This is a genomic window from Halosolutus sp. YCN4, assembly GCF_059736495.1.
In genome coordinates, this window is record NZ_JCASSM010000002.1 from 778,097 (window position 1) to 793,154 (window position 15,058).

Annotated in this window: 17 protein-coding genes; 11 read left to right on the forward strand and 6 right to left on the reverse strand. The window is 67.3% G+C overall.

What is annotated here, in order from left to right:
* Positions 1-279: 279 nt before the first annotated feature.
* The 5 genes from AC6I6X_RS10070 to AC6I6X_RS10090 all read left to right on the forward strand — a co-directional run bounded on the left by AC6I6X_RS10070 (position 280) and on the right by AC6I6X_RS10090 (position 3,859).
* The gene (locus AC6I6X_RS10070) at positions 280-426 is read left to right on the forward strand and encodes a DUF7512 family protein (protein WP_250139482.1); all 147 of its coding nucleotides are present in this window, start codon (positions 280-282) and stop codon (positions 424-426) included.
* Positions 427-1,467 carry a sulfite exporter TauE/SafE family protein gene (locus tag AC6I6X_RS10075; protein WP_497930377.1) on the forward strand — a complete coding sequence of 347 codons (1,041 nt, stop codon included), beginning with the start codon at positions 427-429 and terminating at the stop codon, positions 1,465-1,467. It begins immediately after the preceding gene.
* A gap of 94 nt (positions 1,468-1,561) precedes the next feature.
* Positions 1,562-1,966 (forward strand): helix-turn-helix domain-containing protein, encoded by a 405-nt coding sequence (locus AC6I6X_RS10080; protein ID WP_497930378.1) that lies wholly within the window; start codon positions 1,562-1,564, stop codon positions 1,964-1,966.
* A 224-nt stretch (positions 1,967-2,190) separates the two neighbouring features.
* Positions 2,191-2,601 (forward strand): helix-turn-helix domain-containing protein, encoded by a 411-nt coding sequence (locus AC6I6X_RS10085; RefSeq protein WP_497930379.1) that lies wholly within the window; start codon positions 2,191-2,193, stop codon positions 2,599-2,601.
* A gap of 4 nt (positions 2,602-2,605) precedes the next feature.
* Entirely contained in the window at positions 2,606-3,859 is a 1,254-nt protein-coding gene (locus tag AC6I6X_RS10090; protein ID WP_497930380.1) for a M20 family metallopeptidase, read from the forward strand.
* A 270-nt stretch (positions 3,860-4,129) separates the two neighbouring features.
* On the opposite strand, the gene AC6I6X_RS10095 is transcribed toward AC6I6X_RS10090, so the two are convergent.
* Complete coding sequence (locus AC6I6X_RS10095) at positions 4,130-4,813, reverse strand: SCO family protein (protein WP_497930381.1); 684 nt, start codon at positions 4,811-4,813, stop codon at positions 4,130-4,132.
* 132 nt (positions 4,814-4,945) lie between these two features.
* Between AC6I6X_RS10095 and AC6I6X_RS10100 the strand changes: the two genes are divergently transcribed.
* The 3 genes from AC6I6X_RS10100 to AC6I6X_RS10110 all read left to right on the forward strand — a co-directional run bounded on the left by AC6I6X_RS10100 (position 4,946) and on the right by AC6I6X_RS10110 (position 8,147).
* Complete coding sequence (locus AC6I6X_RS10100) at positions 4,946-6,067, forward strand: MBL fold metallo-hydrolase (RefSeq protein WP_497930382.1); 1,122 nt, start codon at positions 4,946-4,948, stop codon at positions 6,065-6,067.
* 127 nt (positions 6,068-6,194) lie between these two features.
* Positions 6,195-7,814 (forward strand): dihydrolipoyl dehydrogenase, encoded by a 1,620-nt coding sequence (locus AC6I6X_RS10105; RefSeq protein ID WP_497930383.1) that lies wholly within the window; start codon positions 6,195-6,197, stop codon positions 7,812-7,814.
* Between the two features lie 108 nt (positions 7,815-7,922).
* Positions 7,923-8,147, forward strand: a complete 225-nt coding sequence (locus AC6I6X_RS10110) for a hypothetical protein (protein ID WP_497930384.1) — start codon at positions 7,923-7,925, stop codon at positions 8,145-8,147.
* 4 nt (positions 8,148-8,151) lie between these two features.
* Here AC6I6X_RS10110 and AC6I6X_RS10115 read toward each other — a convergent pair whose 3' ends face one another.
* Together AC6I6X_RS10115 and AC6I6X_RS10120 are read right to left on the reverse strand one after the other, a co-directional pair.
* Positions 8,152-8,415, reverse strand: coding sequence for a DUF7521 family protein (locus AC6I6X_RS10115; protein WP_497930502.1), 264 nt, complete (start codon positions 8,413-8,415; stop codon positions 8,152-8,154).
* Positions 8,415-8,774 carry an ArsR/SmtB family transcription factor gene (locus AC6I6X_RS10120; protein ID WP_497930503.1) on the reverse strand — a complete coding sequence of 120 codons (360 nt, stop codon included), beginning with the start codon at positions 8,772-8,774 and terminating at the stop codon, positions 8,415-8,417. Before AC6I6X_RS10120 ends, AC6I6X_RS10115 begins: the two co-directional genes overlap by 1 nt.
* A 115-nt stretch (positions 8,775-8,889) precedes the next feature.
* On the opposite strand from AC6I6X_RS10120, the gene AC6I6X_RS10125 reads away from it, so the two are divergent.
* Complete coding sequence (locus AC6I6X_RS10125) at positions 8,890-10,659, forward strand: carbamoyltransferase family protein (RefSeq protein WP_497930385.1); 1,770 nt, start codon at positions 8,890-8,892, stop codon at positions 10,657-10,659.
* A gap of 120 nt (positions 10,660-10,779) precedes the next feature.
* On the opposite strand, the gene AC6I6X_RS10130 is transcribed toward AC6I6X_RS10125, so the two are convergent.
* Positions 10,780-11,151, reverse strand: coding sequence for a thioredoxin family protein (locus tag AC6I6X_RS10130; protein ID WP_497930386.1), 372 nt, complete (start codon positions 11,149-11,151; stop codon positions 10,780-10,782).
* 139 nt (positions 11,152-11,290) lie between these two features.
* Here AC6I6X_RS10130 and AC6I6X_RS10135 point away from each other — a divergent pair, with 139 nt between their 5' ends.
* Positions 11,291-11,992 (forward strand): DUF2270 domain-containing protein, encoded by a 702-nt coding sequence (locus AC6I6X_RS10135; RefSeq protein ID WP_497930387.1) that lies wholly within the window; start codon positions 11,291-11,293, stop codon positions 11,990-11,992.
* A gap of 10 nt (positions 11,993-12,002) precedes the next feature.
* On the opposite strand, the gene AC6I6X_RS10140 is transcribed toward AC6I6X_RS10135, so the two are convergent.
* Complete coding sequence (locus tag AC6I6X_RS10140; RefSeq protein WP_497930388.1) at positions 12,003-12,482, reverse strand: hypothetical protein; 480 nt, start codon at positions 12,480-12,482, stop codon at positions 12,003-12,005.
* The gene (locus AC6I6X_RS10145; RefSeq protein WP_497930389.1) at positions 12,479-13,027 is read right to left on the reverse strand and encodes a hypothetical protein; all 549 of its coding nucleotides are present in this window, start codon (positions 13,025-13,027) and stop codon (positions 12,479-12,481) included. Before AC6I6X_RS10145 ends, AC6I6X_RS10140 begins: the two co-directional genes overlap by 4 nt.
* Positions 13,028-13,143: 116 nt before the next feature.
* On the opposite strand from AC6I6X_RS10145, the gene AC6I6X_RS10150 reads away from it, so the two are divergent.
* A complete protein-coding gene (locus tag AC6I6X_RS10150; RefSeq protein WP_497930390.1) occupies positions 13,144-15,045 on the forward strand; it encodes a polysaccharide deacetylase family protein in 1,902 nt (633 codons plus the stop codon).
* The last annotated feature ends 13 nt before the right edge of the window (positions 15,046-15,058 follow it).

Consider the following 15,058-nt stretch of genomic DNA (forward strand, 5'->3'; position numbering starts at 1 on the left):
TCCCGACGATTCGCGTCGGGGAGGGGTCGATCCGGTGTCCGGAACGGAGTATCACGATCACGTGACTGATTTCGGCGCGCCCGAGCGCTGAGGGGCCTCGCCGAAGACCGAGCCATATTCACAAAACCTATGAGAATATTCTCGTTGGTTAGCCGTGAGATAGCCTGCAGTAATATTGTGCGTCAATCCCAAAAGCGTTATACGCGCTCTTCGGGTAGTGAGTATTGAGCAGAAACCCATGAACTACACACGATCGAATCCGGACGGGGGTCGAGACGCATGATCGACCTCGCATCGCTTTCACAACCAGTACAGGCAGGCGTGCTCGTCGGCGCCGTCCTCGTCGAGGCCATCGTCCTCTACGTGGGCTACGGCGCCCTCGAACAGGTCGCAAAACCGCTCGTCGAGAGAATCACGCACACATAGATGGAACTGTTTGGAATCGCACTGACGATGCTCGTGCTGTTCGTGAGCTTCGGCTTCATGGTCGGCGTGCTGTTCGGCTTCTTCGGCATGGGCGGGTCGTTCCTCGTCACGCCGGCGCTCCTCGTGATGGGCTACCCCGCCCGGGTCGCCGTCGGGAGTGGGATGGCGTTCGTCTTCGGGACGGCCGTGATCGCGACGCTGAAACACCACGACCTCGGCCAGGTCGACTACAAACTCGGCGGGTTGATGATCGTCGGGACGTCCGTCGGCATCGAGGTCGGGCGAATCGGGGTGTTCTACCTCGAGGAACTCGGCCTCGCCAGCGGGGTCATCGGCGTCACGTACGTCGTCCTGCTGGGCACGATCGGCCTGTTCGTCACGCGCAACGCGCTCAAGAACGACACCGATGACGATTCGGGCGGCGGTCACCACGACGCCGCGAACGAGGAGATCGATCCGGACGCGATCCCGGACATCGCGAAGAAGATCCAGTCGTACCGCGTCCCGCCGATGATGACGATCGCCGGCGGGATCCAGGTCTCGCTCTGGATGGTGCTGGGCGTCGCGTTCGCGACGGGACTGCTGTCGGGCTTCCTCGGCGTCGGCGGCGGCTTCATCCGCATGCCCGCGATGTTCTACCTCATCGGCGTGCCCGTCCCCGTGGCTGTCGGGACCGACCTGTTCGAGATCGTCTTCTCGGGCGGGATCGGCTCGTTCCTCTACGGGATGGAGGGCGGCGTCGACCTCTCGATCGTCGCGCCCCTGCTCGCCGGGAGTGCGCTCGGCGCTCGCATCGGCTCGGCCGCGACCGGGATCGTCGACGAAGGCGACATCAAGATCTACTTCGGGCTGATGCTCCTGGGCGGATCGGTCGCCGTCGCGTTCCGCCAGGCCGGCGACTACCTCGGGATGGAGGTCCTGAGCACGATCAGCTTCGCGCTGATCCTGCTGTCGGCGTTGCTGGTCAGCGGCGCCGTGATCTACAGCACGATCACGACGATGCGCGCAGAGCCCGACACGGCTGGCGTGAGCGCGGACTGACCGCTCGCCTCGGTTCTCGCCGACCCGATCGCCGAGATTGTACAATACCCACAAAACCCTTTTATCGGCGGGGCACCTACGCTCGTCTAGTACAATGGCTAGTTCGATGGCAGAACAACTCCAGCAGGACATGCAGTGTGAAGGGCTGCTGGAGTGCATTCACGGACTCAAACAGCTCGACAAGGACTGCTTCCGCGTGATGGTCGAAAGCGACGAGCCCCTGACGATCGACGAGGTCGCAGAGCGCGTCGATCGCGAGCGCTCGACCGCCTACCGGTCGATCCAGCGACTGCTCCAGAGCGGCTTCATCCAGAAAGAGCAGGTCAACTACGACCAGGGTGGCTACTACCACGTCTACTACCCGACCGATCCGTCCCAGATCGCAGACGACATGCAGCGGATGTTGAACGACTGGTACGCGAAGATGGGCCAGCTCATCCAGGAGTTCGAGGACAAGTACGAACACGTCGACGACGGCGCACAGGCCGTCGAGGGATAGGGCCGCGATCGGCCGGTCGTCCCGTGGTCGTCGTTCGTGAACCGGGCCGATCGCGATCGGTCGTGAGTATCGTGTGATCTCTCGTGTCTCTCCCTGTCTCTAGCGGACGGCATATCGACGCATCCGGTGTTCGGTGCACCCGTAAGGGGAACGATCGCGATTTAGTATTGCATAGTTTCCACAAAACTCTTATCACCGTGCGGATCCAACGTCGAGGTAGAACCATGGCGAACTCGATGGCCGATCAACTCCAGCAGGAGATGGTGTGTGAAGGCCTGCTGGAGTGCATCCACGGCCTCAAAGGACTCGATACGGAGTGTTACCGGACGCTGGTCGAGAGCGACGAGCCCCTGACGATCGACGAACTCGCGGAGCGCGTCGATCGCGAGCGCTCGACCGCCTACCGATCGGTCCAGCGGCTCCACCAGAGCGGCTTCATTCAGAAAGAGCAGGTCAACTACGATCAGGGTGGCTACGTGCACGTCTACTCGCCGGCGGACCCGTCCCGGATCGCGAGCGACATGCAACGGATGGTAAACGACTGGTACGCGAGGATAGACGGCCTCATCGAGGCGTTCGAGGAGGAGTACGACGGCACCGACGTCGACCACGACGCGATCGCGCCGGAGGACTAGCGCCGTGACCGTTCCGGTCGTCGATCGCGACGTCTCGCGGGCCGACCTCGCCGAGACGACGCTCGATCTCGTCGCGTTCGACACGGCCAACCCGCCCGGCGACACCCGCGAAATCGTCGCGTGGCTCGAATCGACGGTTCGCGACCTCGGGATCGAGACCGATCGGTTCGCGGCCGACCCGACGAAGCCGAACCTGCTTGCGACGATCCCCGGCGAGCGCGAGACGACGCTGCTCTTCAGCGGACACCTCGATACGGTCCCGTTCGACCCCGACGGCTGGTCGTTCGATCCGCTCGGAGAACGCGTCGACGACCGCATCTACGGCCGCGGGACGACGGACATGAAGGGCGCGATCGCCGCGATGCTCCACGTCGCCCGTGCGTACGCCGACGCCGACACCCGTCCGCCGGTGACGCTCGCGTTCGCGTTCGTGAGCGACGAGGAGGTCGGCGGCGACGCCGGCGTCGCGGCCCTGCTCGAGGCCGATCGACTCGACGCGGACGCCTGCGTGATCGGCGAACCGACCTGCACCGCGGACGCCCGCTCGATCACGGTGGCCGATCGGGGGAGCATCTGGCTCACGCTCGAGGCGACGGGCGAGGCCGCCCACGGTTCGCGACCGATGCTCGGCGAGAACGCGATCGATCGCCTCTGGGCAGCGATCGAGACGGTCCGGACGCAACTCGAAAGCCGATCGCTCGCGATCCCGGAACCGGTCGCGCCGATCGTCGAGGAGTCCGTCGACTACTACGCACCGTCGATGGGCGCGGGGACCGCCCGACGGCTGTTCGAGCGCCCGACGGTCAACCTCGGCACGATCGAGGGCGGCGAGAACGTCAACAGCGTGCCGCGACACGCGAGCGCGCGGCTGGACGTTCGCCTCACTGCGGGGGTCGAGACGCGGGCCGTGCTCGACGAGGTCCGCGAGTGGATCGCCGACCGCGAGGGCGTCTCGATCGCGGACGCGTCCTGGAGCGTCGGGAGTTACGAGGACCCGGACGCGCCGATCGTGACCGCGACGCGAGCCGTCGCAGCGGACGTGCTCGACGATCGCGTCCACCGCCGGAGCGCGACGGGCGGCGGCGACGCGAAGCGGCTCCGGAACGCCGGGATTCCGACGATCGAGTTCGCCGTCGGCACCGATACGGTCCACGCCTGCGACGAGTACGCGACCGTCGACGCCCTCGCGGCGACCGCTGAGACGTACGCACGACTGCCGGCCGCGTTCGCCGCCCGACTGGACGAAACCGATCGGTAACGTCGCATCCGCTCACGCCGGCCGTGCCACCCTCGAGACGGTGTGCAGTCGGTCTCCGCTGACGTGTCTCCGTTTTCGGCCGCCCCGTCGTCGGTTCCGATCGACGGGAGTCCGCGCATCGCCACGACTCGACACCGCCGATCGCGCCGAGGCTCCCGAACTCGGCGAGTAGTTCCCGTCGACGTCTCTCATACGGTTTACTGTGAGTCATTTCCGGCACAACCGCGATCCGACGGCGGTTGCGCCGGTATATCGTTACAGCAATCCGCATCAGGCGGTCGCCACGGTTTCGAAGTCGTCGACGACGCGCGATACCTCGATCGTCGCTCCGTCGGGGTAGACGCGCTCGACGATCCCCCGCTCGTTGACGAGGAAGATGTAGGCGTAGTGGGGGAACATGTACTCGAGGTTCTCGTAGTCCTCGGCCGGTCGCTTCTCGAGGGGGAGCCCGAACTCGTCGCCGACGATTTCTTTCGCCGTCTCGTACGCTTCCGGCCGCAGGAAGTGCCAGTTCCCGGCCTCGAGGTCGGCGCCCTGTTCGCCGGCGTACGTTCGCAGTACGTCCGGCGTATCCCGCTCGGGATCGAACGTCATCGCGAGGAACGCGACGTCGTCGCCGAACCCCTGTTCGGCGGCGACTTCCTGTGCCCGCCGGAGTCGCAGTATCAGCGCGGGACACACGCCGTCCGGGCAGTTCGTGTAAAAGAACGTCAGCAGGACGGTCCGATCGCCCTCGAACTGGGCCGTCGAAATCTCCTCGTCGCGCAACGGGTCCGGGACACTGACCGCGGGGAGGTCGTCGCCGTAGCTGGGATGGCTCGCCTCGCTCAGGTCCCGCTCCGGGGCGTCGAGCACCGTGTTCCCGTCGTCGACACCCGGGATCGACCCGAGACAGCCGGCAACGGCTCCGACGCTCGCCACGGCGGCCGTTCGAAGGTAGTGACGTCGATTCATATCTGGGGCTTGCGGTCCGGCTCGTAAATCGTCTCCGACGTTCTGCCGATCGAGCAAATCCCCCGATCGGTCTCGCGGTCGGGGCATCCCGACCAATGGATTTAATACCTGTCTCCAATAGTATTGGGTTAAATGAGCAATACCGACATCGAACCTGCGGAGATCGCCCGACGCATTCACGACGACGATTCGGCGGACCTCTTCGTGCTCGACGTCAGGAACGAGGCCGACTACGAGGAGTGGCGGATCGACGGGAGCCGGAACGTCCCCATCTACGACGACCTGCTGTCGTACGACTACTCCACGCTGGAGGCGCACCTCGACGACCTGCCGGCGGAGACGGAGATCGCCGTCGTCTGCGTCGCCGGCATCACCTCGGCCCGCGCCGCGGAGTTCCTCCGCCAGCACGGGTTCGACGCGAAGTCGGTCGTCGACGGGATGAACGGCTGGGGGCGCGTCCACCGCGGGTACGACGTCGATAGCGTCGACGGCGTCGTCCAGATCGTCCGCCCCGGGACGGGCTGCGTTTCGTACCTCGCCCACGACGGCGATCGGGCCGTCGTCGTCGACCCGAGCCAGTACGTCGATCGGTACCTGGACGCGGCCGACGAGCGCGACCTCGAGATCGTCGGCGTCGCTGACACGCACGCCCACGCCGACCACGTCTCGGGCGCGCGCCGCCTCGCGGGCGACCTCGACGTGCCGTACTACCTCCACGGGGACGACGCCGGCGACCTCGACGTGGCCGAACTCGAGGACGGCGAGACGATCGCCGTCGGAAACCGGGCTCTCGAGGTGCTCCACACGCCGGGACACACGCCCGGGAGCGTCTCGTTCCGGTTCGGGGACGCCCTCCTCGCCGGGGACACGCTATTCCTTCGCAGCGTCGGCCGTCCCGACCTCGAGGATAGCTCCGACGACGCCGTCCGCGAGGCCGCGAGCCAGTTGTTCGACAGCCTCGATCGCCTGACGGCGTTCGACGACGGGACCGTCGTGCTCCCCGGGCACTTCAGCGACGAGTCGATCCGGCCGCTCGCGACCGAACTCGGCGCGCTCCGGGCGGAGACGACGAACGAACTCCTGAGTTACGTCGCGGACGACGACGAGACGGCCTTCGTCGAGACCATTGTCGAGAGCCTCGCGGACGAGCCGGCCAACTACAACGAGATCAAGCGGATCAACTGGGGGAAAACACGGCCCAGCGGCGACGTCGAGGCGCTCGAACTGGGGCCGAACAACTGCGCCGCGAACTGAGACGGTCCCAGCGGGCGAGATATCTCGGGGTCGTCGCCGATCGCGTTCTCCGCTCGCGTATCGTCGCCAGCCTGCTGACACCAGTCGCCGGGGAGGTTTCATCGGGCTGGCCGTCGTCGGGACGCGTATGGACGCTGGAACTGCGGAGTTCGACTTCCTCGTCGTCGGCTCGGGATCCGGGCTCGACGTCGCGAACGCGGCCGCGAACCGCGGGCAGTCCGTCGCGGTCGTCGAGAAGGGGCCCCTCGGCGGCACCTGTCTCAACCGCGGCTGTATCCCCTCGAAGAAGCTGCTGTACCACGCGGAGGTGATGGAGACCGTCGATCGGGCCGACGAGTTCGGCATCCACGCCGACGTGACAGGCGTCGATTTCGCCGACATCGTCCGGGACGTGAACGAAGACGTCTCCGAGAGCGCCGAGTCGATCCACCACGGATTGGGCACGTCGAACCGCCACACGCTGTTCGAGGGCGAGGCCGAGTTCGTCGACGATCGGACGGTCGAGATCACGTCCGGTCTCGACGCGGGCAAGCGCGCCCGGGCCGACACCGTCCTCGTGGCCGCGGGGACGCGGCCGGCGATCCCGCCGATCGACGGCATCGAGTCCGTCGACTACCTCACCAGCCGGGAGGCGCTCCAGCTAGAGACGCCGCCGGACCACCTCGTGATCGTCGGCGGCGGCTACATCGCGGCGGAACTGGCGCACTTCTTCGGGACGTTCGGCAGCGACGTGACGATCGTGGGCCGGCGTCGATCGCTCCTCCCGGAGGCCGACGACGAGGTCGCCGCCGCGTTCACCGAGCGCTACGCCGATCGGTTCGCGATCCACACGGGGCACGAGGCCGTCGCCGCCGCGGAGTCCGGCGGCGAGGTAACCGTCGAGGCGCGCCCGTACCCGCCGGCGTGGGACGACGCGGACGAGCGCGACGACGTGACGGTGACCGGCGACACCCTCTTAGTCGCGGCCGGCCGGCGGCCCAACTCGGACACGCTGAACCTGGCGGCGACGGGCGTCGAAACCGACGCGAACGGGTTCGTCGAGACCGACGAGTACCTCCGGACGTCCGCCGACGGGGTCTGGGCGCTCGGGGACATCGTCGGCGAGTACCTGCTGAAGCACAACGCGAACCACGAGGCCCGGACCGTCGTCCGGAACCTGTTCGGCGACGACCTCGTGCCGGTCGACTACACCGCGATGCCCTTCGCCGTGTTCGCCTCCCCGGAGGTCGCCGGCGTCGGCGCACGGGAGCAGGATCTCAGGGGCACCGATCGCGCGTACGCCACCCGCACCTATCGCTACGAGGACACCGCCCGCGGGAGCGCGATGAAGGTCGAGGGACTCGTCAAGGTGCTCGCCGAACCGGACGGCGAGATCCTCGGCTGTCACATCGTCGGCCCGGAGGCGTCGAACCTGATCGAGGAGGTCGTCGTCGCGATGAAAGCGGGCACGGGAACCGTCTGGGACATCCGCGAGTCGGTCCACATCCATCCCGCGCTGTCGGAGGTGGTCGATCGGGCCTTCGCCGGCCAGTTCACCCGCCGCGGCGACGGGCACGAGCACGGCCACGTCCACCACGACCACGACGATCACGACCACAACCAGCACGACCACAGCGACCACGACCACCACAACCACGAACACGACGGTCACGATCACAGCTACCACGACCACCACAACCACGAACGCGACGGTCACGGGCACCACGAGCACGACCACGACGAACACAGCCGCGCCGATCGCGAGTGAGCCGACGATCGCCAGTGAGCGGCCGCAGGCCACCAGTCTACGGGAGCGTTATCCGTTCGCACAGACTGTTCACAAATCATATCAGCGGCGATCCCGTAGACCGATGCGATGGATTCGGAGACGGCGGCCCGACGATCGAAGCTGGGTCTCGCGGGACTGGCGAGCCTCTGCTGTGTCGGCCCCGGCACGGCCGCCGTCACGGGTGGCCTTACCGTCGGCGGACTGGGCGGCGGTCTCGCTCCCGTGGTGGTGACCGCGCTGGTGCTCGCCGTCGGCGCGGTCGTCCTTCGCCGCCGGACCGGCTGTTCGGCCTGCGAGTCGAGCGAGCCGTAGCTCCTCACTGGGTCAGCGAGACGAGAACGAGCACCATCCCGCTCGAGACGACCGCCGCCTGGATGAGCCCCGCGGACAGGATCGACGTGCCGAAGACGACGTAGATGAGACCCTCACAGATCGCGCCGGCGCCGATGAACACGAATCCCGCCGAGACGTACAGCATCGGTTTGCGCCCGTTCCGTCGGTACCCGTGAAAGGCCAGGTACGCGATGGCGAGGCTCAACGCGAGCGTGATCAGTTTTGCGAGAACGAACGGCGCCTCGATCATCGCTCTCCTCTGATGTCGTCCCACAGCGACGTAAAGTTGTCCGCGAGTTCGTCGCGCGTCTCCATGGCCAGCGTCAGTTCTCCCTCCGAGAGATCGACGTGGAGTCCCTCGAGCACCGTCTCGAACTCGCTCCGGTGGGAGCCGTCCGGCCCGATCGATCGGCGTTCTTCGACGAGGTCGTGTTCCTGGAGCATCGAGACGCGACGGTACACCGTCGTGAGGGAGGCGTCGCACGCGTCGCTGAGGTCCTTCGCGGTCATCGGCTCCCGGTCGGCCGCGACGAGGATCCGGCGCGCGTAGTCGTCAGCCAGCACCTGAAAGACCTCCGACGGGTTCGAGGTTGCCTCGCGTTGCACGGGGTCGACGACGACGTAATCGAACAAATAGGCGACGATTTGCTGGGCCAGCAAATCGTCACCGTCATTTTGGGTGTCCCCGAAGTCAGTCACCAACGCGTTACTCTCACGAGACATGACCGACTATCTACTCGCATTTAAACCCGCGATCGGGCTGTACGGCCAACACGATCCGAGCGCCGTGCTCTTCGAGGACGGCACGCCCGTCTTCGGCGTCGAGGAGGAGCGGTACACGCGGGAGAAACACGCGACGGAAACCTTCCCCGAGCGGGCGATTCGGGCCTGTCTCGACCGCCGGGACCTGACCCTCCCGGACGTCGATCGCGTCCTGTTGCCCTACGACCCGCAACTGCGCGGGAACCTCACCGCACACTACCTCACCGACGCGGTTCGCGCGCCCGGCCTCGCGCGAAAACTCTCCGCGCTCGAGGGGACCGTCGTCACGGAGGCCCGCAGCCGGTTCGTCCCGACGCGCCAGATCGAGAACCGTCTCGCGTCGATCGCCACGCCGGTGCCGCCGATCGAGACGATCTCTCACCACCGCTGTCACGCGGCGAGCGCGTTCCACCCCTCCGGCTTCGAGGAGGGGGTCGTCCTGACCGTCGACGCGAAAGGCGAGTACGACTCGACGGTCGTCTGGCGCGCCGACGGGGACGGACTGACTCGCGCCCACACGTACGAACACCCCAACAGCCTCGGGCTCTTCTTCGCGATCGTCACGGAGTACCTCGGCTACCGGATGTTCAACGGCGAGGGGAAGGTGATGGGACTCGCTCCGTACGGCAAGGACAACCCGGAGATCGAGGGCGTCCTGCGGGACCTGATCGACACGGGGCCGGACTACGACGTCACCGAACTGACGAAACGCTGGGGGACCGGCCACGGGGTTGAGTTGCTCGAGGACGCGTTCGGCCGCTCCCGCAACGAGACGCCCGGCGAGTTCGACCAGTGGGAGAAAGACCTGGCCCACACGGCCCAGAAACTGCTGGAGGAGACGGTCGTCGCCATCGCGGAGTCGGCCGTCGAGCAACTGGGAACCGCGAACGTCGCGCTCGCGGGCGGGGTGGCGCTCAACTGCAAGCTGAACCAGCGCGTTCGCGAATCGCCGGCCGTCGACGACGTCTTCGTCCAGCCCGTCGCCCACGACGCGGGGCTCGCGCTCGGGGCGGGCTGGTCGCGACAGCGCCCCGCCGACGTCGATCGCCAGACCGACGTCTACCTCGGCCCCGAGTACGAGACCGACGAGATCCGATCGACCCTCGAGACGAACAAACTCGCGTACGCGGAACCGGACGACGTAGCGCGCTACGTCGCCGAACGGCTCGCGGACGGCGACCTCGTCGGCTGGTTCCAGGGTCGCATGGAGATGGGGCCGCGCGCGCTCGGCGCGCGAAGCATCCTCGCCGATCCCCGCACCGCGGCGTCGCGCGATCGGGTCAACCGGTTCGTCAAACACCGCGAGGAGTGGCGACCGTTCGCCCCGTCGATGCTCGAGTCGGCCGCCGCCGAGTACCTCGTCGACGGCGAACCGGCACCGTTCATGATCGACGCGTTCGACGTCGACCCGGCGAAGACCGGGGACCTGGAGGCCGTCCTGCACCCGGCCGACGACTCGACGCGGCCCCAGACCGTCCGCGAGGACCAGCACCCGCGCTACCACCGGCTCATCTCCGAATTCGCCGAGATCACCGGGGTCCCGGTCGTCCTCAACACCTCGTTCAACGACCACGCCGAACCGATCGTCCGGACGCCGACCCAGGCGATCAAGGACTTCTACGGGATGGGACTCGACGTGCTCGTCCTCGAGGACCTCGTCGTCGAGAAGGACACTCACGCCGTCGAGAAGGACGCCCGCGTCGTCGAGACGGACGCCCGTCCGGGGTGATCGACGCGCAGCCCCGACCCGATCCGTCGTCCTGGCCCGATCGCTTCGCTCGCGCGTCGAGGCCTCGCGATCGCATCAGTCTTGTATCCAAAACACACTATTCGTTACGCACTCTCACCCTCACTGCGCCGCGTGCGTCTCGAGCAGGTCCACGAGCGTCTCCGCACCCTGGAAGCCGTCGTCGAGGCGGGCGACCTCCTCGCCGTCTTTCAGGACGACGAGCGTCGGGACGCTCCGGACGTCGAACTCGGCGGCGAGATCCGGGACGAGACCGGCGTTTACCGTCGCCACGACGCCCGGCGCGCTTCGGGCGACGGTGCCGAGCACCGGTTCCATCGACGCGCAGATTCCGCACCCCGACGTGACGAACTCGAGCAACACGAGGTCGTGCTCCGCGAGCAGGTCGTCGTAGTCGGCGACGTCGTCTAGCTGGACGGGTTTCTGCGCGCCCCGTTCGTCGTCGATCGACTCCGAGCGTGCTGGTTCTGTCATTACCGAACGAACGCGCCGGGTGCATTTGAATGTTTGCACAATCTGTGCAATATCGATGGGCGGTCGGTCCCGATCCCGCGCGGACGGGCCTCGAGGCCCGGGCCGAGATTCTTCGTCTCGGCCGTCGAAGACTGGAGACATGACCGACCGCGCCGACGACGAGTCCACGCGGACCGATCCGGGGCAGAAGGTAGGCCACGACGAATCGGAGCTGCCGTCGGTACTCGGCCACGCGTACCGCGGCGAACTCGATCGCGAGACGACCTGGCGGTCGAGACTCGATCAGACGACGACCTGGGCCGTCACGCTGATGGCCGCGATCCTCACCTGGGCGTTCTCGAGTGCCGACAACCCACACTATATCGTCCTCATCGGCGTCCTGACCGTCGGGATGTTCCTCGCGATCGAGGCGCGACGGTACCGCGACTACGACGTCTACCGCTCTCGCGTGCGACTGTTCCAGCAGAACTTCCTCGCACCCACGCTCGATCCGGCCCGGAGCGTCGAACACCGGAACTGGCGGACCGAACTCGGGGACGACTACCGGCGACCGACCCTGAAGATCACGATGTTCGAGGCGATCGCGAATCGCTTGCGACGCATCTACTTCGCGCTCCTGACCGTGCTGTGTATCGCGTGGCTCTTTCGCGTCACCGCGTTCGCACGGAATGCGGGATTTCCTGCCGCCGCCTCCGTCGGGACCGTTCCCGGGATCGCCGTCGTGACCGTCGTCGGCGCGTTCTACGCCGCGATTCTCGCGATCACGTTCTGGCCGCGCGAGCGGGAGGCCAAGGGAGAGTTCCGCGACACCGAGGCCAGCGACTGGAAGGAGTCCGAGTGATCTCAGGCGATCACGCGGTGCAGGTCGGACACGATCGCCGGTGGCGCGCGTAGATCAGCCCCGCCAGGATCGCAACGGAGACCGCGCCGAGAAGCGGCCGGAGCGGATCGAAGTACGTCATGAGCGCCGACGAACTGAACAGCGCCAGCAGGAAGACGTTACAGATCGGACAGCCGACCGCGAGGAACCCGCCGACCAACCCGCCCAATAGCAATCGATCCTCGCCGTCCGACTCGCCCCCGCTTTGGGGTTCGGGTTCGGCCACCTCGGTCGCCAGCCGCTGGGCCGTATAGACGCCCGCGAGCAGTGCCGTCAGCGTCAGGAACAGGTAATCGATCGGCGTCCGGGGAACCATCCGGACGTAGAGCGGGTTCGGGACGAGACCGGTGACGAGTCCGAACAGCGCGAACACGCCGATCGCGGCGGCCGCACCCCACGCGATCGCCCGCGGATCCGAGCCGATCGGGCGGACGAGGTCGCGTCCCGTCATTCCGCACCCTCCGGCGCGATTGCGCAGCGTTCGGGGTGGCCTGCCCGCCCCAAAAAGAACAGCAGGAGGCCGAGTCCGGCGATGCGAAGGAGCGCCCCATCGTACGGGAGCGCGGCCAGTCCCCCGGCGAACCCCAGGAAGCCGAGGAGGCCGGCACCACAGCTCGCGCAGCCGGACGCGAGGAGGCCTGGGACGACCCCCGACAGGTCGGTCAGTCCCGTCGGGCCGACGAGTCGCAGTTGCGCGACGGCGTTGACGACCGCGACGCCGGTGAGGACGGCGTAGAGGACGATAATACCGAGCGACGAGAGCCCGTCGGTCCGGTAGATCGTCTCCGTCAGCGAGACGAGAACGTAGTCGAACCAGTGGAGGCCGTCGCCGAGCATCTGGAGCGAGAACTCCGGCATCGTGCTCAACACGAGGAGGACGTACGTGGCGAACGTGACGGTCACGAGTCCGATCGTCCCGTGCCACGTCTCGAACGGGTACGAGACCGCGTCGGAGAGGTTCGTCAGGTAGCCCGTGATCGAGTCGCGCGAGCGCATCTGCGTCCACTGACGGAGCGCTCCGTGAAAGGTCCGACTCCGATTTGCTGGGTCAGCAAATCGCGACGGCGTTTACCCACAGTATAATGAACGTCCTGGCGGGCTACCGACCGACGATGACATCCGAACGCGACGCAGACAACGGTTCCTCCCGACGCCGGTTGCTGGCCGCACTCGGCGCCGCATCGACGACGCTCGCGGGCTGTACCGACGTGCTATCGGACGAAACGGGCGGGGCGACTCCCGACGACGCGACGAACGGGGCCGGAGCCGAAACCGGATCGGGCGGCGGCGACGCGCGCTGGCCCGCGATCGAGGCGGGCGAGGTGCTCTCGGACTTCGAAACCCTCGAGGAGTGGTCCGCGCGGACCGGCGACCTCTCGGCCGTCCCCGACGAGGCACTGACCGGTTCGCAGGCGGCGGTCGTCGAGAGCGACGAGGGGACGGCCGGCATGGAGATCCGGTTCCCCGACGGGATCGATCTCCGGGACTGGGACACGTCGGTGGCGGTCAAGCCCGAGGCCGCCGATCGGGTCGTCGTCGAGTTCCTCGCACCGACGCGGAGCGATCGGCTCTCGAGCGTCCGCATCGTGCCGGACGGGTACGACGGCTGGTTCCGGATGGACTGTGGCTACCAGCAGAAGCCGGGCCAGGAACCGGATCTCTCGAACGTCACCGGCATCAACATCGTCGCGGACGGGCCCGACGGCGGCCCGACCAGACTGCTGGTCGACGACCTCCGTCGCACCGAATCGGCCGACAACGGAGCGGGGATCCTCGCGTTTTACGGCGGACACGATTCCCACTACGACATCGCGGCGAGGATGCTCGCGGAACGGGACTGGGCCGCGGCGGTGCCGGTCAGCCCCGATCGGATCGGCGCGGACGGCCGACTGGGGACGGACGAGTTGCGGGACCTCAGCGATCGCGGCTGGGACGTCTGTTCGCTCCCGGAGGTGTCGACGCCCCTGCCCGACCAGCCCGCGGAGCGACAGCGGGAGGTCCTCGAAACCGCGCGGGACGCGCTCGCGAACCAGGGCTTCGAGGACGGCTCGCGACACCTGTTCGTGCCGGACGATCGGATGGACGCGACGACCTACGACGTCGCCAGGGACGTCCACGAGTCGGCGTTCCTGTCGAGTGCCGGGACGACGGGCGTGCCGCCGACCGAGACGCACATGATCCCGTTCATCTGGGGGCCGGCGCTTCACACCGGCGTTCGTCGCCACCTCAACATCTCCGACCAGTACGACCTGCTCACCGTGATCCGGATTCCGCGGATCGTCGACGCGGAGAACGTCGGCGTCGACGAGAACCGGATGTCGCTCGACGACTTCGGCCTCCTCCTCGATCACATCGAGCACCGCAATCTCGACGTCGTCACCCCGTCGGACCTCGTCGACGGGACCCTGGACCTCGACGGCGACGACCCCGCTGTCGGGGATCGGCCGACCGGCACCGTTCTCGAGGCGGGCCAGTCCCACGCGTTCGAGGGAACCGGATCGGGCGAGTCGCCCGCGTTCGACCTCGACGAGGGGATCCTCGTCGCGACGGTCTCCCGGGACGGCACGTCGGAAATGGAGGTCGACGTGACGAAACCCGGCGGTATCGGACGGAACGAGAACCTGCTGACCACCGCAAATTCGGCCGGGAGGTCGATCATGGCCGTCGACGACGACACCTATCGGCTCGAGGTCGCGGCCGACGGCGCGTGGTCGATCGACCTCTCCCAGCCGGCGGTCCACGCCGACGACCTCGACGACCTCCCGTTCGAGGCCAGCGGGACGGGATCGTCGTTCGTCGGGCCGCTGTGGACTGACGGCGACGTCAGGGTCGTCGCGACCCACGACGGCGACGGCACGTTCGTCGTCGACGGCTACGGCGCGGACGGCAGTCGCGAGGTGCTCGTCCACCGGACCGGCGCGTTCGACAACTCGCGATCGTACAAAGCGGGCGGCCCGGTCTGGCTCAACGTCGAGGCCGACGGCGACTGGACGCTCCGCGTCACCAGCGCGTAGCGACGGACGGTAC